The sequence below is a fragment of the Streptomyces sp. 142MFCol3.1 genome, from assembly GCF_000424945.1.
Taxonomy (GTDB): domain Bacteria; phylum Actinomycetota; class Actinomycetes; order Streptomycetales; family Streptomycetaceae; genus Streptomyces; species Streptomyces siamensis.
The window spans coordinates 182,925-204,783 of the sequence record NZ_AUKV01000005.1; the positions used below are offsets into that span (position 1 = coordinate 182,925).

At 71.7% G+C, this 21,859-nt stretch carries 17 protein-coding genes; 1 reads left to right on the forward strand and 16 read right to left on the reverse strand.

Annotated elements, in window-relative coordinates:
- Positions 1–453 precede the first annotated feature (453 nt).
- Entirely contained in the window at positions 454–1,611 is a 1,158-nt protein-coding gene (locus tag H305_RS0109000; protein ID WP_051370459.1) for a DUF3103 family protein, read from the reverse strand.
- A gap of 859 nt (positions 1,612–2,470) precedes the next feature.
- Here H305_RS0109000 and H305_RS0109010 point away from each other — a divergent pair.
- On the forward strand, positions 2,471–3,169 hold the full coding sequence (locus tag H305_RS0109010) for a phosphatase PAP2 family protein (RefSeq protein WP_028800104.1): 699 nt from the start codon (positions 2,471–2,473) through the stop codon (positions 3,167–3,169).
- Positions 3,170–3,176: 7 nt separating this feature from the next.
- On the opposite strand, the gene H305_RS0109015 is transcribed toward H305_RS0109010, so the two are convergent.
- From H305_RS0109015 to H305_RS0109085, 15 genes are read right to left on the reverse strand one after another with little or no spacing between them, the layout of a single operon-like run.
- Positions 3,177–4,502, reverse strand: coding sequence for a glutamate-1-semialdehyde 2,1-aminomutase (locus H305_RS0109015; protein WP_028800105.1), 1,326 nt, complete (start codon positions 4,500–4,502; stop codon positions 3,177–3,179).
- A 7-nt stretch (positions 4,503–4,509) separates the two neighbouring features.
- On the reverse strand, positions 4,510–5,061 hold the full coding sequence (gene rfbC / locus H305_RS0109020; protein WP_028800106.1) for a dTDP-4-dehydrorhamnose 3,5-epimerase: 552 nt from the start codon (positions 5,059–5,061) through the stop codon (positions 4,510–4,512).
- A complete protein-coding gene (locus H305_RS0109025) occupies positions 5,058–6,362 on the reverse strand; it encodes a polysaccharide pyruvyl transferase family protein (protein WP_028800107.1) in 1,305 nt (434 codons plus the stop codon). Before H305_RS0109025 ends, rfbC begins: the two co-directional genes overlap by 4 nt.
- Positions 6,359–7,306, reverse strand: coding sequence for a glycosyltransferase family 2 protein (locus H305_RS0109030; RefSeq protein WP_028800108.1), 948 nt, complete (start codon positions 7,304–7,306; stop codon positions 6,359–6,361). The genes H305_RS0109025 and H305_RS0109030 overlap by 4 nt, the downstream gene beginning before the upstream one ends.
- A complete protein-coding gene (locus H305_RS0109035) occupies positions 7,303–8,601 on the reverse strand; it encodes a membrane protein (RefSeq protein WP_037763176.1) in 1,299 nt (432 codons plus the stop codon). Before H305_RS0109035 ends, H305_RS0109030 begins: the two co-directional genes overlap by 4 nt.
- Before the next feature lie 5 nt (positions 8,602–8,606).
- Positions 8,607–9,890, reverse strand: a complete 1,284-nt coding sequence (locus tag H305_RS0109040) for a DUF4910 domain-containing protein (RefSeq protein WP_028800110.1) — start codon at positions 9,888–9,890, stop codon at positions 8,607–8,609.
- The gene (locus H305_RS0109045) at positions 9,878–10,912 is read right to left on the reverse strand and encodes an NAD-dependent epimerase/dehydratase family protein (RefSeq protein ID WP_028800111.1); all 1,035 of its coding nucleotides are present in this window, start codon (positions 10,910–10,912) and stop codon (positions 9,878–9,880) included. Before H305_RS0109045 ends, H305_RS0109040 begins: the two co-directional genes overlap by 13 nt.
- Before the next feature lie 3 nt (positions 10,913–10,915).
- Positions 10,916–11,563 carry a PIG-L deacetylase family protein gene (locus tag H305_RS0109050; RefSeq protein WP_028800112.1) on the reverse strand — a complete coding sequence of 216 codons (648 nt, stop codon included), beginning with the start codon at positions 11,561–11,563 and terminating at the stop codon, positions 10,916–10,918.
- Positions 11,560–12,357 carry a glucose-1-phosphate cytidylyltransferase gene (locus tag H305_RS0109055; protein WP_028800113.1) on the reverse strand — a complete coding sequence of 266 codons (798 nt, stop codon included), beginning with the start codon at positions 12,355–12,357 and terminating at the stop codon, positions 11,560–11,562. Before H305_RS0109055 ends, H305_RS0109050 begins: the two co-directional genes overlap by 4 nt.
- Entirely contained in the window at positions 12,354–13,589 is a 1,236-nt protein-coding gene (locus H305_RS0109060) for a class I SAM-dependent methyltransferase (RefSeq protein WP_028800114.1), read from the reverse strand. The genes H305_RS0109055 and H305_RS0109060 overlap by 4 nt, the downstream gene beginning before the upstream one ends.
- Positions 13,586–14,857 carry a glycosyltransferase gene (locus H305_RS0109065; RefSeq protein ID WP_234020672.1) on the reverse strand — a complete coding sequence of 424 codons (1,272 nt, stop codon included), beginning with the start codon at positions 14,855–14,857 and terminating at the stop codon, positions 13,586–13,588. Before H305_RS0109065 ends, H305_RS0109060 begins: the two co-directional genes overlap by 4 nt.
- The gene (locus tag H305_RS0109070; protein WP_028800116.1) at positions 14,830–16,134 is read right to left on the reverse strand and encodes a membrane protein; all 1,305 of its coding nucleotides are present in this window, start codon (positions 16,132–16,134) and stop codon (positions 14,830–14,832) included. The genes H305_RS0109065 and H305_RS0109070 overlap by 28 nt, the downstream gene beginning before the upstream one ends.
- A 1-nt stretch (position 16,135) precedes the next feature.
- On the reverse strand, positions 16,136–17,656 hold the full coding sequence (locus H305_RS0109075; protein ID WP_028800117.1) for a right-handed parallel beta-helix repeat-containing protein: 1,521 nt from the start codon (positions 17,654–17,656) through the stop codon (positions 16,136–16,138).
- A gap of 8 nt (positions 17,657–17,664) precedes the next feature.
- Positions 17,665–19,659, reverse strand: a complete 1,995-nt coding sequence (locus H305_RS0109080) for an alginate lyase family protein (RefSeq protein WP_028800118.1) — start codon at positions 19,657–19,659, stop codon at positions 17,665–17,667.
- Positions 19,656–21,839 (reverse strand): bi-domain-containing oxidoreductase, encoded by a 2,184-nt coding sequence (locus tag H305_RS0109085; RefSeq protein WP_028800119.1) that lies wholly within the window; start codon positions 21,837–21,839, stop codon positions 19,656–19,658. The genes H305_RS0109080 and H305_RS0109085 overlap by 4 nt, the downstream gene beginning before the upstream one ends.
- Between the last annotated feature and the right edge of the window lie 20 nt (positions 21,840–21,859).

The following is a 21,859-nucleotide window of genomic DNA, read 5'->3' on the forward strand; positions in this document are numbered from 1 at the left end:
CAGCCTGTCGCCGGCCGGGATGATCCGGCCAGGGGCCGTCCGGTCCCCGCCGGGGCACCGACCGGCCCTGCTACGAGCACCGTCGACGACACGACCTGAAGGGACCGGCACGGTCGCCTCCGCGGCCGACGGGAACGGATCCGGAGGCGGACCGGCACCGGTGTCACGGCGCGATGGACGGTAGGTGCTCCTGGACGTCGTCGGGCCCGACACGGTGTGGTGGGACGAACGGACCGAGCCCGTACCCGACACCATGCGGTGATCAACGCTCGGCATCGCCCGCCTGCACAACCCCCTTTCCGGAGAGTTCCATGGTGCGCCGCCGGGTCCAGGTGGTAGGTGCGCGTGCGGCGCGCGGCGCACCACCCTGACGTGTGACCGCACCTGATCGGGGATCAGGAAGCCGTTCTCGCGCGTGTCAGGGTGATGCGCCGCCAGCGGCGTGTGCTGCGCTCAGTTCTCCTGGACGAAGTACGGTTCCACGGTCATCCAGCCGTTGCCTCGGGCCCCGTAACGGGTGCCGGTGTCGCTGCGGGCGAGGGTGTACCAGGAGTCGACGTAGTCGGGGTCGTCCGTCCACCAGTCGTTCGGGATGGCATCCAGGATCGCGTTCACCAGGGGTATGTAGGTCCCCTGGTCGGTGACGGTGAGCAGGACGGTCGCGATGGCCTTGGCGAGGTCGCGGTAGTTGGTGCTGCCGTCCTCTTCCATCATGACGGCGTCGGCCAGGTTGTACTTGTAGTTCGACCAGTTGACCAGAATCTGGCCGGGCCGGTAGACGGTGCCGTCATTGTCGAGATACGGCATGTCCACGGGGTCGACGCGTACGGTGCCGTCCTGCCCGAAGCCGGTGACCAGGGTGTAGATCTCGGCATCGCCCTTGACCCAGGGTTCCTCGTCGTCCGAGAGTTCCACCGCGGTGATGCGGGTGGTCCAGAAGCCTCCGGTGGCCGCCTGAGTCTGTGCCTTCTCGGCCGTGTCCGACTCCGGTGCCGATGCGGGTGCGCTGGAGGCCAGACCGTAGCGGTGCAGCTGCTGGTTGAGCACGTCGAGGCCGGCGGCCAGCGCCTTGGAGCTGTCGATGTCGACGACATAGACAGGCCGGTCGGGCGCGTGACGGGCGTCGAGTGTGTGCGCATGGCCTCGGCTGTCGTAGGCGACGACCGTGGTGGCGTGGTCGTCACTGGCGGCGGGGGCCACCCAGGGCGCTTTGCCGGCGGACAGCGCGCTGCGCATGGTGTGGTTCCCGAGTCGCAGCCGGAGCAGCGAACCTACGTCGGGATCAAGGCCCTTGGCAGCGGCGATCCGGCGGTCTGTGCGGACCAGGACGGACTGCAGGCCGCTGTCGCTCCGGCCGGCCAGTGCCGTGATGGGCACTTCATCGGTGGCGAGTGCGGCGTGCTGGACGCGGGTGCGCCAGGCAGTGTCCGAGAGTGAGCGGGCTATGGAACGAGCGGCCTGGTCCTGGGCGGTGGCCACGGTGGTGGTGGCGGCCGGAGCGGAGGGGGCGGAGGCTGCGGGTGATGCGCCGACGGTCTGGCCGGCGGACAGGGCGAGCAGGGACGCCACGATGGCGGCGGCGCTGTGGCGCCGCGGCTGACGAGGTCTCACTTGAGGATCCTCCCAAGGAGCGGGTACTGACGGTGACAGAGTCAGACGAGCGAGGGAGCCATGGAATCTATGCGAGTAGATTCCCGGAGTCAGGATGGCGGGTGCATGACACTTGAAGCAAGAGGGCGTGGAGGATGTTCGTACTGAGCGGTCGTCAGTTGCAGGGAAGCGGGTGGGCGGGCGCGCGGGACGGCCCACGCGGACTTTCCGAGGGCGGCTTGCCGCGACCGCGTTGTTGGTTAGGGTGGCAGGCGGACAGTGATCCCGATGCCCTCGACCAGGGTGACGGGCAGGACGGCAAGTTCGGGGCTGCACAGGCTGATCGCTCCCGCGCGGGCCGATTCGGACACTACGGGGGGCTCTTCGGTGGGGAGTTGGCGCCGGCAGAAGGCGACGTCGACCAGCGTCGGTGGCGTGGGAGCACCAGGCCGGAGCGGGCCCGGGAGCCGGCCCGGCTCAGTCCGCGCTTGATGTGTCGGCACCGTTGCCCGGCTCGGCCGTGCGCAGCCCCTGCTTCTGACGGACCCGGCCATGCCGGCGGACGGCAGCAGGCAGTTCGCGGGAGCAAGGCATCGCGGCAGCGGCGGATGACATGGCATCGGCCCAGACGGGCGGGGGAGGCGCGTCGCATCCGGTGGACGGTCCGCGACGGTGTGCCGGCGTTTCCCCGTCTCGGTCATGAGCGGGATGCGCGGCTCGATCGCCGCCTGGAACAGGCGAGACAGGAGGCCGCGGATTCATGGTCGCCCACCGGTCGGACGAAGGGCCGCACCCTCACCTCGCGTCCCGTGGCCAGGATCCGGAAGACCGTCTGCCGGTCACGGCAGAGCACCGCAGGCCGGCCGGACACGGTGGGCGTGTGACCGGCCGGCCGGCGCCCGCGGCGCTGCCCCCACCCCTGCGCGGACGGCTCGGGCTCGCGGCGGCCCTCGCCGCGCTGGTGGTCGTCGTGATCGGGGTCCTGTATTCCGGCCATAGCCGGCCCGGCAGGGCGGACAGGTGGGTCATCCAGCCGACGGCGGACAGCGTGCGGCCGCCCTGGCGGTACGTCGCGCTGGCCCTGGACTTCTTCGGGGAGCCAGTGGGCGCGGCGATGCTGGTCGTGGCCACCGTGACGGGCTGCCTGCTTCTTCGGCGTCCTCGCGCGGCGGTGCTCGTCGTCGCCGGGGCCGGTCTGACCGTGGGGACGGCGACGCTGCTCAAGTCCCTGGTGGGACGCACCATTCACGGCGACGGCAACCTGTCCTATCCGAGCGGGCACACCGCCTTCGCCACCGCGCTCGCCTTCGCGGTGGCGCTGCTCGCGGCCGACCGGCTCGGCCTCGGCAGGACGGCAGGCACGTCACTCGTGTTCGCCGCGGCGCTGGTCGCCGGTGCCGCCATGGGCTGGGCGCAGGTCGCCCTGGGCGCGCACTACCCGACCGACGTCCTCGGTGGCTGGTGCACCGGCCTGGCGGTGATGCCGGCGACCGCGTGGCTGGTCGACCGGATGGCCGACCGGCGCGCCGACCGGATGGTCGATCGGACGGCCGACGCCCGTCGGCGGGAGCGTCGCTGACGTCACGTCACGCCGAGCGACGGAACACGGGTTTCACCGGTCGTCCTGCCAGCCAGGGGGTGGGGTCGGCGGCGTCCAGCGCCTTCCGGTACACCGCACACGCCTGGGCCACCACGTCGACGGTGTGGGCGATGTCGGCGTCGTCGAGCGCGCTGCTCACCACGAACGACGGGGCCAGCACCCCGCCCGCGAGGAGCCGGCGCAGGAACAGGGTGCGGTACTCCTGCGACGGCTGCCCGTTCTCGTCGAGAGTGGCGAAGACCAGGTTGCTGGCCCGGCCTCGGACGACGACGTGCTCGCCGACGCCCATGGTGGCCGCCGCCTCGCGGACACCCGCGGCGAGCCGCTCGCCGAGGGCATGCAGCCGCGCGGTGACGCCCTCTTCGACATAGGTGGTGAGCACGGCCATGGCGGCCGCCAGCGAGTGCGTCTCCGCACCGTGCGTGGTGGACAGCAGGAAGACCCGGTCGCCGGAGTGACGCAGCCCGCCCCGCTCCATCAGCTCGCGGCGCCCGGCCAGCGCGGAGACGGCGAATCCGTTGCCCAGCGCCTTGCCGAACGTGGAGAGGTCGGGCACGACGCCGTACAGGCCCTGGGCGCCCGCCTCGGACCAGCGGAGACCGGTGATCATCTCGTCGAAGATCAGTACACAGCCGTGCCGGTCGGCCAGCTCGCGCAGACCGGCGAGGTAGCCGGGCGGCGGCTCGGTGTGGGTGGCGGGTTCGAGGATCAGACAGGCGACCTCGTCCTGGTACCGGGTGAGCAGCTCCTCCGTGGCGGCCAGGTCCCCGTACGGGAATGTCACGGTGAGCTCGTTGGTCGCCGCCGGAACACCGGCGGACATCGGCGTGGTACCGATGAACCAGTCGTCGACGGAGAAGAACGGATGGTCGGCGCAGAGGGCCACCCGCGGGCGCCCGGTGGCGGCGCGGGCCAGGCGCACCGCGGCGGTGGTGGCGTCGGAGCCGTTCTTCGCGAACTTCACCATCTCGGCGGTCGGCACCGTGGCCAGGAAGCGTTCCGCGGCTTCGACCTCCACGATGGACGGCCGGACGAAGTTGCTCCCGCGGTCGAGCTCGCGCCGCACCGCCTCGATCACGCGGGGGTGCGCGTGGCCGAGGCTGACCGACCGCAGCCCGGAGCCGTACTCGATGTACCGGTTGCCGTCGACGTCCCACACGTGGGCACCGCTGCCGTGGCTGATGACCGGGGCCAGGTTGTCGGGATACTGGTCGTCGCCCTTGGCATAGGTGTGCGCGCCCCCGGGGATCATGGCGTGCAGCCGCTCGTTGGCTGTCCGCGACAGGGGCAGGTGAAGCTCTTCGGTGTCCACGGGGACCTCAACTTTCTCTGTGCTTCAGGACCTCGGCGAGGCTCGGAGCCTCCCGGTCCCGTGGGGACATCGATGTGACCGGCAGCGGCCAGGGAATGGCGAGCTCGGGGTCGTCGAACGCGATCGTCACGTCCTCCGCCGGATCGTGCGGGCGGTCGATCCGGTACGAGGTGTCAGCGGTTTCGGTCAGCGCCTGGAAACCGTGCGCGCACCCCGCCGGGATGTACAGGGTCACCTGTGTCTCGCCGGACAGTTCGAAGGAGGCCACGTTGCGGTACGTCGGCGAGTCCGCTCGCAGGTCCACGACGACGTCGAAGATCCTCCCGTACGAGCACCGCACCAGCTTGGCCTCACCGGCGCCGGAACGCAGGTGCAGGCCGCGCAGCACGCCCCGGACCGAGCGGGACACGCTGTCCTGGATGAAGGCGTCCGGGTCGAGGCCCACCGAGCGGACCACGTCGGCGTCGAAGGTGCGGCAGAAGAAGCCGCGTTCGTCGGCGTACGGCGTCGGCTCGAACAGGTACGCGCCGGCGATCGCCGGGACTTCGGTCGCCTTCATGGAGCCTCCTGCATGGCGTGGGCGTGGGCGTGGCCGGGCGCCGGGAACAGGGCCGCGGTCAGGGCGGTGAAATGGCGCTCGAGTTGCCGGGCGACGGTCAGGTTCTTCTCGGCGAGGGTCTGTCGCAGCTCCGCCGATCGCCGCTCCAGCGCCCGGAACTGCTCGACCAGCCGGTCGGCGTCGACCTCGCGAGCCGGGTGGCAGTACGCGGCCAGCCCCATCTGAGCCATGAGCGCGTCGCTCTTGGCCGCATAGCTGAGTGCGAGCGTCGGCGTGCCGGCCTTCAGCGCGCAGATCAGGTTGTGGTACCGGGTCGCCACCACGGTGTCGGCAGCCGCCGTCTCCTTCATCAGGTCGGCCAGCGAGGCCGCCTCGGCCGCGGTGACCAGCGGCGAGTCCACCGCGTCGAGGATCGCGGCGACCACGGGCGCATCGCATTCGTCGCCGGTGAGCAGTCGGACCGGTCTGCCGTCCTCGACCAGCCTGCGGACGAAACGAATTGTCCCGTCGAGGTAGCGCCGGTGGATCTCCTCGGCCCGCGCGCGGTCGTCGTCGCCGCCGTGGAAGGCCATGACACCGACGCAGACCGTGCCCGGCGCGCCCGAGGGCGGGATGGGGGTACCTCCCTGCTCCGGGGACCCCTCCCGGCCGAAGGCTGGGGGAGAAGCCGAGAGCTCGGGAGACGGCGGCGTCGGCAGGGCGAACGCGAGGTCCGGGTGGACCTCGTCGCGCGTGGTGTCCACGCCCATCGCCCGCATCGCGTCGCGGGAGGGGGAGTCCCGGTACGACCGGTAGGCGGCCAGCCGCGCCGACCAGCGCACCAGGGTCCGGGTCGCCCGGTTGCCGATCGGGGCGGCGCCGACGCCGACCAGCGCGACCCGGGTGCCGGACAGCCGGCCGGTCGCGCAGAGCAGGAACAGCGCGTACGGGAAGCCCCACGGCCGCAGCGGCAGCGTGGCCTCCAGGACGCCCATGCCCGGCACGATCACCACGTCGTGCTTCCGCACCCAGGCGGCGGTGCGCAATACGTCGACGAGTTTTCCCAGCCCCTTCCCGGCGATCGCGCCCGCACGCGACGCGGTCCGGTACTCCCCGCGGTACCAGTGCAGCCGCGTCGCGGGGATCCCGTACCGGGCCGCGACGACCTCGGGACCGCCGCACAGCGCGTCCACGACCGCTTCCGGGTGCGCGGCGCGGAGGTACCCGAGCACGGCTTCGAGGGACCCGTCGTTGCCGAGGTTGCCGGAGCCGAGCAGGCCGAACACCCCGACGCGCACCGGGGCTTCCTCCGAGGACGTCATGCCTGCCTCCCCTCACGGCCGGCGACGAGGGCGTCGACGGAGACGGTGAGCCGGTCCGGATCGACCGGGGCGCGGTCCTCGACCCGCTCGCCGGCGCCCGGCCGGACCCGGCTGGTCATCCACGCGGCCAGGTGCCTGTAGCAGGCGCGCCGGTCGGCGGGGGACAGCGGCGCCCGCCGGATCGCCGAGGCGAAGCCCCACACGTACTCGGCGAGCAGCCGGGGCGTCGGGTGCAGCGGGCCCGCCCGGCGCGGGTCCAGGTTGACGCACCGGGCGCGCTTGGACGGGTTCGCCCGCTCGGCGCGGGTGGGGTGGTCGCGGCGGAAGTACAGGAGCTCGGGCACCTGGTGGAAGGGCCCGTGCAGAGTGATCTCGGCGACATACGTGCGGTCCGCGTGGTGGTAGCTGTCCATCGGCTTCACCCGGCGCAGCATGTCGGTTCGCATGACCCCGTAGAAGTCGTCGCCGCCGGGTTCGAACAGCAGACTGCGGAAGCGCTCCGGCGCGTCGGGGGAGGCCGTGGCGAGCGTGTACTCGTAGGGGACCTTCACCTTGCCGTCGCCGTCGATGACCGCCTGGCCGGTGTGCGCGAGGATCATCTCCGGCCGCTCGTCCAGTGCCTCCACGCAGCGCTTCAGCAGGTCCCGGCCGTACAGGTCGTCGTGCGAGGCCCACTTGAACAGCTCGCCGCGGGACTCGGCGAGCACATGGTTGTGGTTCGGCGTCGCGCCGATGTTCCGGGGCAGCCGGATGTACCGGATGCGCGAGTCCTTCGCGGCGTACCGGCGGCAGATGTCCTCGGTGCCGTCGGCCGATGCGTTGTCGGAGACGATCAGCTCGAAGTCCTCGTAGGTCTGGCCGAGCAGGGCGTCGAGCGACTCGGCCAGGTACTCCTCGCCGTTGTACACGGGCAGGCCGATGCTCAGCCTGGGTTGCGCGGTCATGACGTCCTCACTTCGCGAATCGGTTCTTGAGCGTGCTCGCGCAGGGCGGACCGCAGTTGCAGCCACCACACGGCCGAGCCGCTGACGGTCGCGGCGGCGACGCCCCAGGCCGAGCCGACCGCGCCGCCGGCGGCCGCGCCGCCGAGCCCGCCGCCGACGTAGCAGGCGGAGGCGAACAACTGACAGCGCAGGCTGCGCCTGGCCGCGCCGAGCGCGCGCAGCCCGGCCGCCGCGCCGGTGCCGAGGCCCGCCCCGGCGACGCCGAGGCTGATCGGCACGATGAGCTGAGAGGCGGAGTGCCAGACGTCGGCGAGCACCATCTCGCCGAGCCGGCCCGGCACCAGCAGCAGCGCCGAACCCCAGAGCAGCGCGCCGAGGGCCTGCCCCCCGCCGAGGAGCAGGCAGAACCTGCCCAGTCGGTGCGGGGCCTGCCGCAGTACCCGTGCCGCCTCCGGGACGGTGACCAGCGAGAGCCCCATGAGCACGGCCAGGAACGGGCCGAGCAGGAGCTCGGCGCCCCGTACCGCGCCGACCGCGCCGACCCCGACGATCACGCCGACCCCGTACGCCCGCAACTGGCTCGCGCCGCTGAGGCTGACGTTCTCGACCAGGTACCGGTAGCCGAGATCGCGCTGTTCGCGCAGCCACCCGCGCGCCCCGGTCATGCGGGGCCGGATGCCGGACTGGACGCACCCGTACCCCGCCGCCACCGTGGCGGACGCGCCCCAGGCGAACACGAAGGCGGCCACGGTGCCGACGCGGGCGGCCACCACCATGGCCGGGACGAGCGCGACCCCCCACACGACGTCGTTGAGGAACGCCCTGCGTCCGATGCCCGCGGCGAAGAACGAGTACCGCCAGGCGTCCTGGAGCAGCAGCCCCGGCAGCAGGACACCGAGCGCGGCGAACGCGGGCCCGACCTGGCCGCCGAGGCCCAGCCCGGCCACCAGACACACCGCGCCGAGGGCGGCGCCGACGCCGAGTGCGGTGCCCGTCGAGCGGCCCACAGCCCCGCGCCAGGCCGCGCCGGGCGGGCCGCTGAAGCGCACCGTGAGCGGATCGGTGGCCAGCCCGCGGGAGACGTTGAGCACCACGCCGTACGTCACCCAGGCGAGGCTGAACACGCCGAACGCGGTCACTCCCAGGGAGCGCGCCACATAGATGCCCACCGCGAAGTTGCTCACGCTGGAGGCCGCCTGGTCGGCCAGTCCCCAGGACAGCCGGCCGACGAGGGCCCGCTTGGCGGACCCGGCCGGTGGCGCCGTCGTCTGCGGATTCTCCTCCTCGGTGGTCATCGGCGTCACGCCTTGATCAGGTCGGCGCCGCGCAGAGCGCCTGCCGCCGCGGCGACGGCGTCGAAGGGCAGCCCGGACCGCTCGGCGACGTCCAGCAGGCTGTGCTCGCCGTCGGAGAGGTTGAGCACCCAGAGCATGGCCATCTCGGTCTGCTTCGCGTCGCTCCGGCCGCCGAGCGAGTCGTACAACCCGCGTCGGCCCAGCTGCGGCTCGCCGTAGGGACTGAGGTTGACGTACCGCCGGTTGCGGTCCAGGACGGCGAACGCCTCGCGGCAGACGGCGAGCGTGTCCGCCATCGCCTCCGGAGAGACGAGGTCCAGGTTGTCCGCCGAGGTGTGGTACTCGGGGTACCCGGCGTACGGGGTCCGGCTGAGCGAGCCCACGCCGAGATCGAACCCCGGCGAGCAGTACTGCCGCTCGTCGTAACCGTACGGGGTGAACTCCTTGACCTGGTGCGGGCGTTCGGACGAGCGAAGCACATGCTCCATCACCCGGTCGATCTCCGCGCCGCCGCGCCTGCTCTGCTTGTAGGTCAACCGGCCCGGGTCCCCGGCGCAGGCCAGCACAAGACCATGCTTGACCCGGTCCACCCGCTCCGCGTTGCGGGCCAGCCAGGTGATCGCCCCGATGGTCCCGGGCGCGAAGACGAACCGGTAGGTGTAGTAAGGGGTCTGCTCCGCCAGCGCGCGCGCCAGATACGCCGCCACGGCGATGCCGGCCAGGTTGTCGTTGGCCAGCGACGGATGGCAGACGTGGCTGGAGACGATCACCTCGTCGGCGACCTGCCCGGGGACCACGTGCTCGGCGTAGGTCAGATGGCCGTCCGCGAGTGTGGAGTCGATGCGCACCTCGTACTCGCCGTCCGGCAGCGCGTCCAGGGTCTCCTGGGCCAGGCAGAAACCCCATTGCGGCTTGTAGTAGCTGGTGCGGTACGGCACCCAGCTCGGGTGGTCCGGCAGGGTGTACAGGTGTCCGCGCAGCTCGTCCAGCGGCATGGTCGCCGACACCGGCACGCTGTAGCCGAGCACGTGCAGGCTGGACGCGGCGAAGTCGACGACCCGGTGGCCGGACGTGTCGGCGATGTACGCGTCCCGGATGTTCCACTCCTGAGGCACCGTCCAGTCGAGCACCTGGGTCCCGGTCGGCACCTCGTGCACCGTGAGCGGGACGTACTCACCCACGATGTCCAGGGTGGCGCGCACACCGTCGCCGGTGATGCTCCGGCACAGCGGGTACATCCGCTCCACCAGGGCGTACATCTCCTCGCCGGGCTTGGTCACGGGCGCCACCGCAGGGTGTCGTCGACGGTGCCGGCGTCGGACGCCGCGCGCAGCACGGCCAGCCGGGTGAAGCGTCGTTCGAAGTCCTCCCGGGTCAGGCCGTGTTTCCGGTAGGCGTCGGCGAGTTCGAGCGCGCCCTGCTTCACCGTCCACTCGCAGTCGAAGCCGGGAACGGCTGTGCGGAACCGGGAGAAGTCCACCCGGTACGACCGCGGATCGGCACCGTTCTCCCCGGTGATCACCACCTTCGCACCGGACACCGCCTCGGCGACCTGTTCGGCGATCTCGGCGACCGTGACGTTGTTGATCTCGCTGCCGATGTTGAACGCCCGGTCGTGCACCGCTTCCCGCGGCGCGGTCAGCGCGGCCGTGAAGGCCCGGGCGATGTCGGCGGCGTGCACCAGCGGGCGCCAGGGCGTGCCGTCCGAGAGGACAAGCACCTCGCCGGACAGGAGCGCATGGCCCACCAGGTTGTTCAGCACGATGTCGGCGCGCAGCCGGGGGGAGTAGCCGAAGGCGGTGGCGTTGCGCATGTACACCGGGCTGAAGTCGCCGTCGGCCAGCGCGTGCAGGTCGTCCTCCACCCGCACCTTGGACTCCGCGTACGGCGTCACCGGGCGCAGCGGGGCGTCCTCGGCCACCAAGTTCGACAAGTCGGGGTCGCCGGCGGCCCCGTAGACCGAGCAGGTCGACGCGTACAGGAAGCGCCGCACTCCGGCGTCACGGGCCAGTCGGGCAAGGCGTACGGACGCGTGGTGGTTGATGTCGTAGGTGAGCTCCGGTGCCAGCGATCCCAGCGGGTCGTTGGACAGCGCGGCCAGGTGGATCACGGCGTCCACGCCGGCCACGTGTTCGGCGGTGACGTCGCGCAGGTCCACCCGGTGCCCCGGCGGGTCCGCGGGCGTCGGGCCGAGCACGCAGTCGGCGAACAGTCCGGCGTCCAGGCCGACGACCTCGTGGCCGGCGGCCGCGAGGACGGGGGCCATCACGGTGCCCAGGTAGCCCTGGTGTCCGGTGAGCAGTACGCGCAAGGTTCATTCCCCCAGGTTGAGAGTGAGTTTGGTGACGGCGAACGCCTCGGCGTAGCGCGCGTTGCTTTCGATGCCGCGGATCCGGGCCAGGCCGAGGAAGGCCTCGCGGTCGTACCAGGGCCGGTGTTGCTGCGAGGGGTAGTGCTCCTGGAGCAGCCGCACCTTCTGTTCGGCGATCTCCGGCGACAACTGCTGGTAGACCGTCGGACGGCCGAGATCGCCGTCCCACTTGACGATCTCGTAGCCGAGCACCAGGTGGTCGCGGAACGCGGTGGTCATCAGTTTGGCCAGACCGCGGTGGTCCTGGTGCGCGTCGTCGGTGCGCGGAGCCAGCACGAGATCCGGCTCCGTCCCCGCGCGCAGCTCCTCGACCGCGGCCTTGGCCTCGTCCCAGTGCGCGGGCAGCCGGCCGTCGGGAAGCTTGCGCACGGTCAGCCGCAGGTCGGCACCGGGGCAGAAGGCGGCGAGCGCGGCCTGCTCCTCCTGCTCCCGCTCGCTGCCACCGCCGGAGAGCACCAGCACGTCGACGCGGATGCCCGGGCGCGCGAGGCACAGCGTCAGGAGCGTGCCGCCGGCGCCGATGGCGATGTCGTCGCAGTGCGCGCCCACCGCGACGATCCGGTCCAGGCGCTCGGCCCCGAGCCGGATCACGCGGTCCACACAGCGGCGCCGTCCCGCTCCCACACGGCCCATGGGCGCTCGCCCCGGGTGTAGGCGTCGTCGAGCGCGGCCCGCTCCTTGACGGTGTCGGTCGGTTTCCAGAAGCCGCGGTGCTGGTGCGCCACCAGCCTTCCGCGCTTGGCCAGTTGGGCACAGCCGTCGGCGACCAGGTCCCCGTTCTCGGGGATGTGGTCGAAGACCTCCTGGCGGAGCACGAAGTAGCCGCCGTTCTCCCACAGGGGCATGTCGCTCACCGCGGTGATGCCCCCCACCAGGCCGTCCTCACCCAGGTCCACGCAGTGGAACGAGGACTGCGGCGGCACCACCATCATCGACGCACCGGCGTCGCGCTGGGCGAAGCGGTCGATCATCTCCGGAAGCGGGGCATCGGTGAGCACGTCGGCGTAGTTGGCGAGGAACATCTCGTCGCCGTCCAGGTGGTGCCGTACCCGGCGCAGCCGCTCCCCGATGGGCGACTCGATGCCGGTCTGCGCGAACGTGATCGTCCAGTCGGCGATGTCCGTGGACAGCAGCTCGGTCCGCCCGCCGCGCAGCACGAAGTCGTTGGACGTGGTCTCCTCGTAGTTGAGGAAGAAGTCCTTGATGTGGTGGGCCCCGTATCCGAGGCACAGGATGAACTCCGTGTGCCCGAAGTGCGCGTAGTAGCGCATGACGTGCCAGATCAGCGGCCGCGGGCCGACCATCGCCATCGGCTTGGGCACGTCGTCGGAGGCTCCGTTGCGCATACGCATGCCGTAGCCGCCGCAGAACAGTACGACCTTCATGCCTTGACCTCGACAATGCTCAGTTCCGGAATGGGGAAGACGAGCCGGCCGCCCCAGTCGTGCACGAAGGACAGCTGCTCGACCAGCTCGGCCCGCAGGTTCCAGGGCAGGACGAGGACGTAGTCCGGCTTGTCGGCGGCTATCCGGTCGGGCGACAGGATCGGGATGCGGGTGCCCGGGGTGAATCTGCCGTGCTTGTAGGGGTTGCGGTCGACCGTGTAGGAGAGCAGGTCGGGCCGGATGCCGCAGTGGTTGAGCAGGGTGTTGCCCTTGCCCGGGGCGCCGTAGCCGACGACCGTCTCGCCACGCTCGGCCGCGTCGATGAGGAACCGCAGCAGATCCCGGCGCACCTTCGCCACGCGGGCGGAGAACTCGGTGTACCCGGACAGCTCCTGCAGCCCGGCCGCCTTCTCCCGGTCAAGGACCTCGGCCACCCGGCCGCTCGGCTCGCCGGCCGCCTCGGCCGGCCGGGCCCACAGCCGGATGGAGCCGCCGTGCGTGGGCAGCAACTCCACGTCCACGAGGGAGAGTCCGCCGCTCGCCAGCGCCCGGATCGCGGACGCGACCGTGTAGTACTGGAAGTGTTCGTGATAGATCGTGTCGTACTGGTTCTCCTCGATCAGGGTCAGCAGGTGCTGCACCTCGATGGAGACCCAGCCGTCGTCGGCGACCAGGGCACGCAGCCCCTGGGTGAACCCGACCACGTCGGGGATGTGCGCGTACACGTTGTTGGCCACGACCAGGTCCGCCGGGCCGTGTTCGGCGCGGACGGCCGAGCCGGTGTCCGGGGAGAGGAACTCCGTGAGCGTTGGCACACCCGCGTCCCGCGCCGTGGCGCCGACGTTCACCGAGGGCTCGATGCCCAGGCAGCGGATCCCGCGGTCCACGACGTGCTTCAGCAGGTACCCGTCGTTGCTCGCGACCTCGACCACGAAGGCGTCGGTGCCGAGACCCAACCGCTGTACGGCGTCGGTGACGAACGTGCGCGCGTGCTCCACCCAGGAGGTCGAGTAGGAGGAGAAGTACGCGTACTCGCTGAAGGTCTCCTCCGGCGTGATCAGCGGAGGGATCTGCGCCAGCCAGCAGTCCGTGCAGACCCGCAGGTGCAGCGGGTACGCCGGTTCCGGCTTGTCCAGTTGGTCCGCGGCGAGAAAGCTCTCGCACGGCGGCGTCGCCCCGAGGTCGACGACGCTCGCCATCGCTTTTGAGCCGCAGAGTCGGCATCGTGTCATCTACTGTCCCCATCCCCCCTGCTCGCGCGGGTGTCCCCGCCACGAGCCAGTGCTGACCGACCCGCGATCGCGGTGCGGTACTCATCCATCAGGCGATCGAGGCCGACGGCCGGGCTGAAAGCCTGCTCGTAACGGCGCCGGGCCGCCTGGCCCATGTCCCGGTTGGGGGCCGGCTCGCCCGCGATCCGGCGTATGCAGGACACGAGCGAGTCGGGCTCGCCCGGCCGGTGCAGCAGCCCGGTCACCCCGTCCTCGACGAGTTCGACGAAGGCACCGTGACCGGCGGCGACGACCGGGACCCCCGCCGCCATGGCCTCCACGACCACCAGGCCGAACGCCTCCAGCCACGTCGAGGGAGCCACCACGGCGACCGACCGCGCGATGGCCTTTCCGCACTCCGCCGTGTCGTACAGGCCGACATAGCGCACGTCGTCCCGGCCCGCCGCCCACGTGGTCACCTCACCCTCCAGTGGCCCCGTGCCGGCGATCACGAGCGGCACGCCCACACCGCCGTCGGCGGCGATCTCGTCCCACGCGGCCATGAGCAGCCGCACGCCCTTGGCCTCCGCGAGCCGTCCGAGATAGAGCAGATGCTTCCCATCGCCATCTCGGCGGGTGGCCGGTTCGGGCACGAAGTTGTGCTTCACCGCCAGCCGCTCGGCCGGCATGCCGGCCCGCACCAGGACGTCGCGCTGCGCCGCGGAGATGCAGAAGAACCGTTCCACGCCGGACCACCAGCGCCGCCGGTTGACCGACATGCTGACCGCGAGCGGCACCGTCGCGAGGCGGGAGCCCCGGTAGCAGCCGTGCCGGACGGCGGGCAGCGGCGTGGACCCGACGCACTCGGTGCACGGCCGGCCGTCCCGCTGCAGCGTGCCGGGCGGGCAGATCTGGGTGTAGTTGTGCAGCGTGGCCACGGCGGGCACACCGGCGTCGGCGCAGGCGGCCACCACCGCGGGCGACAGGAGCGGGAAGACGTTGTGGATGTGCACCACGTCGGGCCGCTCGGTGCGAAGCCGGGCTGCGAGCTCCGTGCGGACCGCCGGGTTCCACGGGACCAGCAGCGGTAACGCCGCCTTGCCCAGCAGGGACCGGGCGCCGATGTCGTCACTGCGCCGTTCGAACACGTCGACCTGGTGGCCGGCCCCGCGCAGCAGCGCCACCTCCTGGTCGACGACCTTGTTCTCCCCGCTCGGCTGCGCCGAGGCGTAGCGGTTGTGCACCACGAGGACGTGCATGCTCAGGTCACCTCCGATCGTCGGGTCCATCGCGGGATGCGTCGGCGAGGGACATCGGGCGTCGACAGGGGAGTGGCCGCGGCAGGAGCCGCCAGCAGCGAGGCGGCCACCGCCAGATGCAGCAGATACGGCGAGGCGTCGCCCAGCCCGGCTTCGGTGTACGACGCGATCGCGCAGTAGCTGATCAGGAAGATCGCGCAGGCCCTCGACAGCGACGGCGGCCGCAGCAACGCGACGCCGCCCAGCACGATGACGATCGCCGCCACCAGAACGACGCCGGTCATGCCCTGCTCGTTGTAGACGGCGAGCCAGCTGTTGTCGATCGGCAGCCCGCCGAACGACTTGTCGCCCAGGCCGGCGCCGAACAGGTATTCCGTGGTCGTCCGGGGCGCTGCCAGCAGGGCGTGCCACACCTTGGCCCGGCCGGTGAGGCTGGCGAAGTTCTCCTGGCTCTGTCCGCGCAGGAACCACGTCTGCAGCGCGGAGGCGAACCCCACCGCGGTCACCGTGACGCACAGCACCGCCCAGGCGAAGAACCGGCGCGCGGCGGCGCTGGTCAGGACGAGCGAGCCGATCGCCAACGCCAGCCCGATGAGCAGGCCGAGCGTGGCCGTCCGGGTATGGGTCAGCGCGAGCAGGACGAGTGACGGCACGATGACCACCGCCGCGCTGGTCCTGTCGGTCCGGCGGCCAAGAAGGAGCAGCACGGTCAGCCCGATGATCACCGCGGCGTACTGTCCGATCTGTGGCGGGGTGAGCGGCCACAACGCGCCGACCAGCCGCCCGCCGTAGAGGTCGGGCAGGGCCGCGCCCGGTGAGGCGACCAGGCCGGCCGCCACCGACGCGAGTACTGCCAAGTACATCCGGATGTGGTGCCGGACGAACGTCAGGCCGCCGTCCCACCAGCGGCTGAGCAGCCACAGCGTGCCGACGAAGAGAGCCAGCCGGGCGCAGCGGAACAGCGCGCCGAACCCGGACTCCAGGTTCGCGCTGGAGATCACGCTCGGTACCAGGAGCAGGGTGAGCAGGAATACGAAGGCGCTGGGCCGGATGCTCAGCCGGAGATTGACTGCGAGTGCCAGCGCGAACGCGGCGACCAGCGCGCCCATGGTGACCATCTGGATGAGGGAGCGGGGGAGCGGGACGATGGTCTTCGCCCCGGCGGAGCCGAGCGTGTTGAGGATCAGCAGCCCCCAGACGATTCCGACGGTCTTCGGTGTGCCGGCAGGGCGCGGTTCGGCGCCGGGTTGCGTGCCCGCCGCACCCGCACCGTCCGGCAGCGCCTCGCGCCGCAGACCCCCGGCCATCTCAACCACCGGCCTGTGGGTCGAGGGTGCTGCCCGTGTCCTGCCGGTAGGGCGTGCCCTGCCACTGCCCGAAGTCGAGCACCCGGCTCGGGTCGTGGGCGACGAATTTCCAGGGGCCGACGTAGACGTTGTCGTGCCAGCGGTTGTGCTGCTCGGTGGTGATCGCGTCAGCCACCCGCTTGCCCTGGTACGGCGACCAGTCCGGATAGGTGCCATAGTTGGCCAGCACCGCCATTCGGTCGCACTTCACCGTGCACTGGAGGACGGACTTGTCCAGCGCGAAGCGGTTGTCGTGGATGTCCACCCGCTGGGTCTTCCACCGGCAGTCGGCGTATAGCGGTGCGGTGGCGATGGCCGGCTTCGCGCAGCGGTCGGTGTCCCGCACCAGCAAGGTGCAGTCACCGGACGAGGTGTTGGCCGGACTGTTGCAGAACCGGTCGGCGTTCTCCCACAGGGTGATCCCGGACCAGTTGTTCTCCAGCACGTTCCGGTAGATCTCGATCTTGTGGGTGCGGGCTCGGATCCGTGGTTCGCCGCCGGACTCGGACAGGTAGACGGTCGCGTACGGGAAGCTGTCGCCGCGGTCGGCTTCCCTGCGGCCCTCGACCCAGTTGTTCCGCCGGATCGTGTTGTTCCGGATGACCGCGTTGTAGCTGGTCTCGTAGATCAGCGCGGCACCGTCGTTGGCCTCGAGCACGTTCTTCTCGATGCGGAAGTCGTTGTTGTTGGTGTCCGCCCACAACCCGGGTCCGCGGTTGTCGTGCACCCAGTTGCCGCGTACGTCGGCGCTGTTGACGGCCCAGAACTTGATGCCTCCGGTGCAGCCGCAGCCCTTCCGCCGCCGCTCCCAGTCGTCGGTGTTGTTGCCCACGATCTCGTTGTCCTCGACCACCAGGTCGCTGATACGGCCGGTGGCCTTGTACGCGTTCATGCCGTACTGGCCGTTCTCGCGCAGGCAGCTGGCGCGGACCTGCTGGCGGTCACCGGCCATCAGTCCGGCGCCGGAGTTGCGCTGGATCGTCGCGTGCTCGATCACCCACCCGTCGGCCGAGTCGTGGTTGACCACGCCCTCGTCGGGCGGCGCCACGAAACGCTGCACGGTCAGGTAGCCGATGGTGACGTCGCGGGCGGTACCGCCGAACGCGTACTGGTTCTTCCTCCGGCCGTCGAGCACCGCGCCCGGCGCACCGAGGTAGCGGTTCCCCTTCTTGGGGATGACCTGGGCGTAGCGGTCCGGGTCGAGCCTGTGCTTGCCCGGGCGAAGCCAGAACGTGGTGTTCGGGGGGCTGCTCTTGGTCTTCGCCGCCAGGTCACCGACCACCTCGGGGTCGACGGTCACCGCGCCCGCCGGTGCCTTCGTCGGCCCGGCCGCGGGCTTGGCGCACACCCGGGCCACGGGCGTGGGTGGCGCAGCGGCCGGCTTCGACCGGGCGCTCGAGGTGCCTTCACAGCCGGTCGCCGCCAGCAGGGCCAGCGTCAGCGGTGCCGCCGCCAACGCCCAGTGCCGCCTCTTGATGCCCACGCGCCCCCCTAGCCGCGGAACCTGAGCACGGTGGTGAAGCCCTCCGCGCCGTCGGCGGAGCCGGTGCTGGTGCCGGTGCCGGTGCCGGTGCCGACCAGGGTCGTGGTGGGTTCCTTGCGCCCGAAACCGGCGGAGTACCAGCCCAGCGGCGGGTCGGTCTCGCCGCGATGCGCCCGCCAGCTCAGCCGCTCGGGCAGGTCGAGCACCGCGGAGCGGTCCTCGCCGTCCCGATTCCAAGTGAGCACTGCCCGGTTGCCCGTCAGCTCCGCGGTGATCGCCGGGCCGAGGTGGAACGCCAGCCGCACGGCCCGGCGCGGGCTGTGTCGGCCGCGGACCTCGTCGACCACCCTCAGTTCCCGGCTCGCGGCCGTCAGCTCCACGCGCCGGCGGTGCACGGAAGGCCGATAGCCGTCGTGCTCGGCGGACCAGCGGGCCACGCCTTCGCCGGATGTCTCCGCGGTCAGGACGCGGCTGCGGGCATGCCGGGTCCACAGGAAGGGGCCGCCGGAGACGGACTGGTCGGTGCCGTCCAGCTCCAGGGTGTTGTGGCCGAGTGTGGAGCGGAAGTACTGCCGCCACTCGGGCTGCCCGTGGTAGCAGAACGTCCCCGGGTCGGCGAGGACGTCGACCCCGTCGTGCCGGACCTCCACGGACAGCGCGTCCGCGTGGGCGTGCGCGGCGATGGACAGGAACCCGTGCGGACCACCGTCGCAGCGGACCCAGATCTCCTCCGGACCACGCAGGACGGTCATGCCGGCGTCGGCGAAACGGGCCGGCCGGCTGTCCGGGCGGGACACGGCCGGCGCGGTTCTTTCGTCTTTCGAGTACGGTCGGACGAGCGCGGCCAGCAGCGGAGTGCGCACATCGGTGCCGGTCACCGTCGGCCACCAGTCGAGCCGGCCGAACACGGCGTCTCCCGTGGCCAGCAGCGAGGCCCAGCGGTCGGTGCCCCCGCCGTCCACGATCAGACCGTGCCCGTCGTCCGCGTCGCCCTGACGCGGCGGCCGCAGCCGGTTGTCCACGACGGCCGCGAGCGCGTCCGTCATCCGCAACAGCACCAGCCGGACCGTCGAGGGGACCTGCACGTCCGCGGCGTCCGCCTCGGCCAGGGCGGCCAAGCCGAGCTCCAGCACCAGACCGTGGTACTCGGTGGCCAGCTCACGGTTCAGGCCGGAACCGAAGGTGTTGCCGCGCAGATGCCGGTCCAGCGACCGCAGCGCGTCGGCGCGCCAGCGCGCCGAGGAGGAGAACCACCCGAACGCGCAGGCCGCGGCGAACTGCCCGGCGGCCTCGGCGATGACGTGGTTGTTCGCCGAGGACCCCCGGCTGGGGAAGGCGGCCAGCCAGCGCTGGTGGTGCCAGATCTGGTCCAGCGCCACCGGGTTGGCCTCGAACAGGTCGGCCGCGCCCGGCCAGCCGTCCAGCAGTCGGCGGATCCACACCCAGGAAAGCAGCCGGATGCCCAGCTCGATGCCACTGACCCAGTGCACTCCGCGCAGCGGCGGGTTGGCCGCCCACCACGACCGCAGGTGCTCGGCCACCCGCTCGGCGTACCGCTCGTCCCCGGTGACCGCGTAGGCGGCGGCGAGCACGGTGAGGTACTGGTGCCGGGACGGCTCCCAGATCTGCTTGATGTCCCCGACCGCGTTCTCGTCGCGGTACGGCACGTCGAAGGCGTAGACCTGCGGAGCCCGGCGCCCGGTCTTCGGGTCGTACGACCAGTCCGGGTCGGCCAGGTCCTCGCGGTCCACCCCGAAGAACTCGCCGTGCCCGTCCATCAGCCGGTCCGCCTCGGCGACGAGGCGTTTCGCGGCGTCCGGCGGCACCGCGGCGACCGCCCCCGCGGGGAGGACCGCGGTGAAGCGGGCGCCGGTCACGCTCGGGCGGTCCGGCAGCGCCGACCGCCACCGGCGCCTGCGCACCACGTCGCCCACCCGGCCGCCGACCTCCCGCGGTCCCATCCGCGAGAGCCGCCGCAGGTACCAGCCCGCGCTCATGGTCATCGGGCACTCGCCAGCGTCACGGGCGCGCCGCCGGCCAGGCCGGCCTGTACGGCGAGGGTGGCCGACGTGGTGGCGACCAGCGACTCCAGCGGCACCGGCATCGGACCGCCGGTCCGTACGGCCTTGACGAACGCGGCCAGTTCGGCGGACTGGCCCTTGTCCCGGGCCTTGGGCAGCCGCGAACTGACCCATCGCTTGCGGGCGTACACCGAGGCCCGGACGAAGTCGTCGAGCCGCAGCACCTTGCCGTCCGCGACCAGGTCCAGCGTCTCCTTGGGGAAGCCGGGCGCGCCGGTGGTGACGTAGCTGATGCTGGCGGTGGACCCGTCCGGGTAGCGCAGGACGACCTGAAGGTCCTCGTTGCCGGACGGGGCGACCGCGTACACCGAGACCGGATCGGCGTCGAGCAGCCAGCTCGCCGTGTCGATGAAATGGCCGCCCTCGCCGGCGAACCGCGAGCCCTCGGTGCCCTGCTGGAGGTACCAGCTGCCGTGGGTCAGCTGCCCCGCGTTGACGAGGTAGCGCAGGCTCGCCGGCCCGGTCCGGGCGCCGAAACGCTTCTTGGCCTCCTGAAGCAGTGGCGCGAACCGGCGGTTGAAGCCCACCTGAAGCCGGTCGTTGCCGGACTCCTCCACCGCGGCGAGCACGCCGGCCAGTTCGTCCTCGGTGAGCGCCAACGGCTTCTCCACGAACACCGTCTTGCCGGCCAGCAGCGCCTTCCGGGTCAGTTCGGCGTGCGAGCTGTGGCGGGTGACCACGAACACCGCGTCGACGGACTTGTCGCCGAGCACGGCGTCGAGATCGGTGGTCGCCTCGGCGAAGCCGAACTTGCGCTGCGCGTTGGCCGCGGACAGCGCCGTCGTGGTGACGACGGTCGACAGCTCGACGCCGTCGCGCTGTGCCAGGTGCGGCAGCAGCATCGACGTCGCGTAGTTGCCCGCGCCGACGAACGCGAGCCGCACCGGCGTCCTGGCGGCCCGTGTCGGGGCGGGCGCTTCGAGGCTGCCTCGCTTCACCGCCGGCACGGCCACCGCGGGGGCCTCCGCCTCGGCAGCGTGTTCCGGGTACCGGAACAGCACGGCCACGGCCTTCAGGTCGCCGTCCTTCAGGCGCTGGTACGTCTCGACCGCGTCGTCGAAGTCGGCGATGTGGGAGACCAGGGGCTCCACGTCGACGCGGCCGCGGGCGACGAGGTCGAGGAAGCACGCCAGGTTGCGGCGCTCGGTCCAGCGCACGTAGCCGATCGGGTAGTCCCGTCCCTCCAGCTCGTACTCCGGGTCGTAGCGTCCGGGGCCGTAACTGCGGGAGAAGCGGACGTCGAGCTCTTTCTCGTAGTACGCGTTCCACGGCAGGTCCAGGCGGCACTTGCCGATGTCGACGACCCGGCCACGGTCCCGGCAGAGCCGGGCGGCCAGCTCGACGGGCTGGTTGCTGCCGCCGCCTGCGGCCAGGTACACCTGGTCCACGCCGTGACCGTCGGTGAGTTCGGCGACGGCGGCTTCGACGGCCGCGGACGCGGGATCGCCGCAGGCCGCCGCGCCCAGGCTCTCGGCGAGCTCGCAGCGTGCCGGGTCGGGGTCGACCCCGACGACGCGGACTCCCGAGGCGGCGAGGAGCTGCACGACCAGCTGCCCGATCAGCCCGAGCCCGATGACGAGCGCCACCTCGCCGAGTCGTGACTCGCCCTGGCGGACGCCCTGCAACGCGATCGACCCGACGGTGCCGAAGGCGGCGTGGCGCGGCGCGAGGCCGTCCGGCACCGGGGCGTAGAGGTTCTTCGGCACCCAGTTCAGCTCGGCGTGCAGCGCGTGCTCGTTGCCGGCACAGGCCACGAGGTCGCCGACCTTCACGTCGTCGATCCCGGTACCGACCTGCTCGACCACACCGCACAGCGAGTACCCCAGCGGCGTGTACGAGTCCAGCTTGCCCATCACCTTGCGGTAGGTGGCGGGCACCCCGTTGGTGGCCACGCTCTGCATGACCTTGGCCACCTGGTCCGGCCGGGAGCGGGCCTTGCCCAGCATCGACATGCCGGCCTCGGACACCTTCATGAGCTCGGTCCCGGTGGAGATCAGCGAGAAGACCGTGCGGACCAGCACGCCGCCCGGCTTGCATCCCGGCACCGGCACGTCGAGCACCGCCAGCTCGCCGCTCTTGTAGTTCTGAACAACCTGTTTCACCCGAGCTCCTCTTTTTTCCA

What these genes read in the sequence shown, in the direction of transcription:
- rfbC (WP_028800106.1), bottom strand. Translation starts at nt 5,061, where the DNA reads ATGAAGGCGACCGAAGTCCCGGCGATCGCCGGCGCGTACCTGTTCGAG.
- H305_RS0109025 (WP_028800107.1), bottom strand. Translation starts at nt 6,362, where the DNA reads ATGACGTCCTCGGAGGAAGCCCCGGTGCGCGTCGGGGTGTTCGGCCTG.
- H305_RS0109030 (WP_028800108.1), bottom strand. Translation starts at nt 7,306, where the DNA reads ATGACCGCGCAACCCAGGCTGAGCATCGGCCTGCCCGTGTACAACGGC.
- H305_RS0109035 (WP_037763176.1), bottom strand. Translation starts at nt 8,601, where the DNA reads ATGACCACCGAGGAGGAGAATCCGCAGACGACGGCGCCACCGGCCGGG.
- H305_RS0109055 (WP_028800113.1), bottom strand. Translation starts at nt 12,357, where the DNA reads ATGAAGGTCGTACTGTTCTGCGGCGGCTACGGCATGCGTATGCGCAAC.
- H305_RS0109060 (WP_028800114.1), bottom strand. Translation starts at nt 13,589, where the DNA reads ATGACACGATGCCGACTCTGCGGCTCAAAAGCGATGGCGAGCGTCGTC.
- H305_RS0109065 (WP_234020672.1), bottom strand. Translation starts at nt 14,857, where the DNA reads ATGGACCCGACGATCGGAGGTGACCTGAGCATGCACGTCCTCGTGGTG.
- H305_RS0109070 (WP_028800116.1), bottom strand. Translation starts at nt 16,134, where the DNA reads ATGGCCGGGGGTCTGCGGCGCGAGGCGCTGCCGGACGGTGCGGGTGCG.
- H305_RS0109080 (WP_028800118.1), bottom strand. Translation starts at nt 19,659, where the DNA reads ATGACCATGAGCGCGGGCTGGTACCTGCGGCGGCTCTCGCGGATGGGA.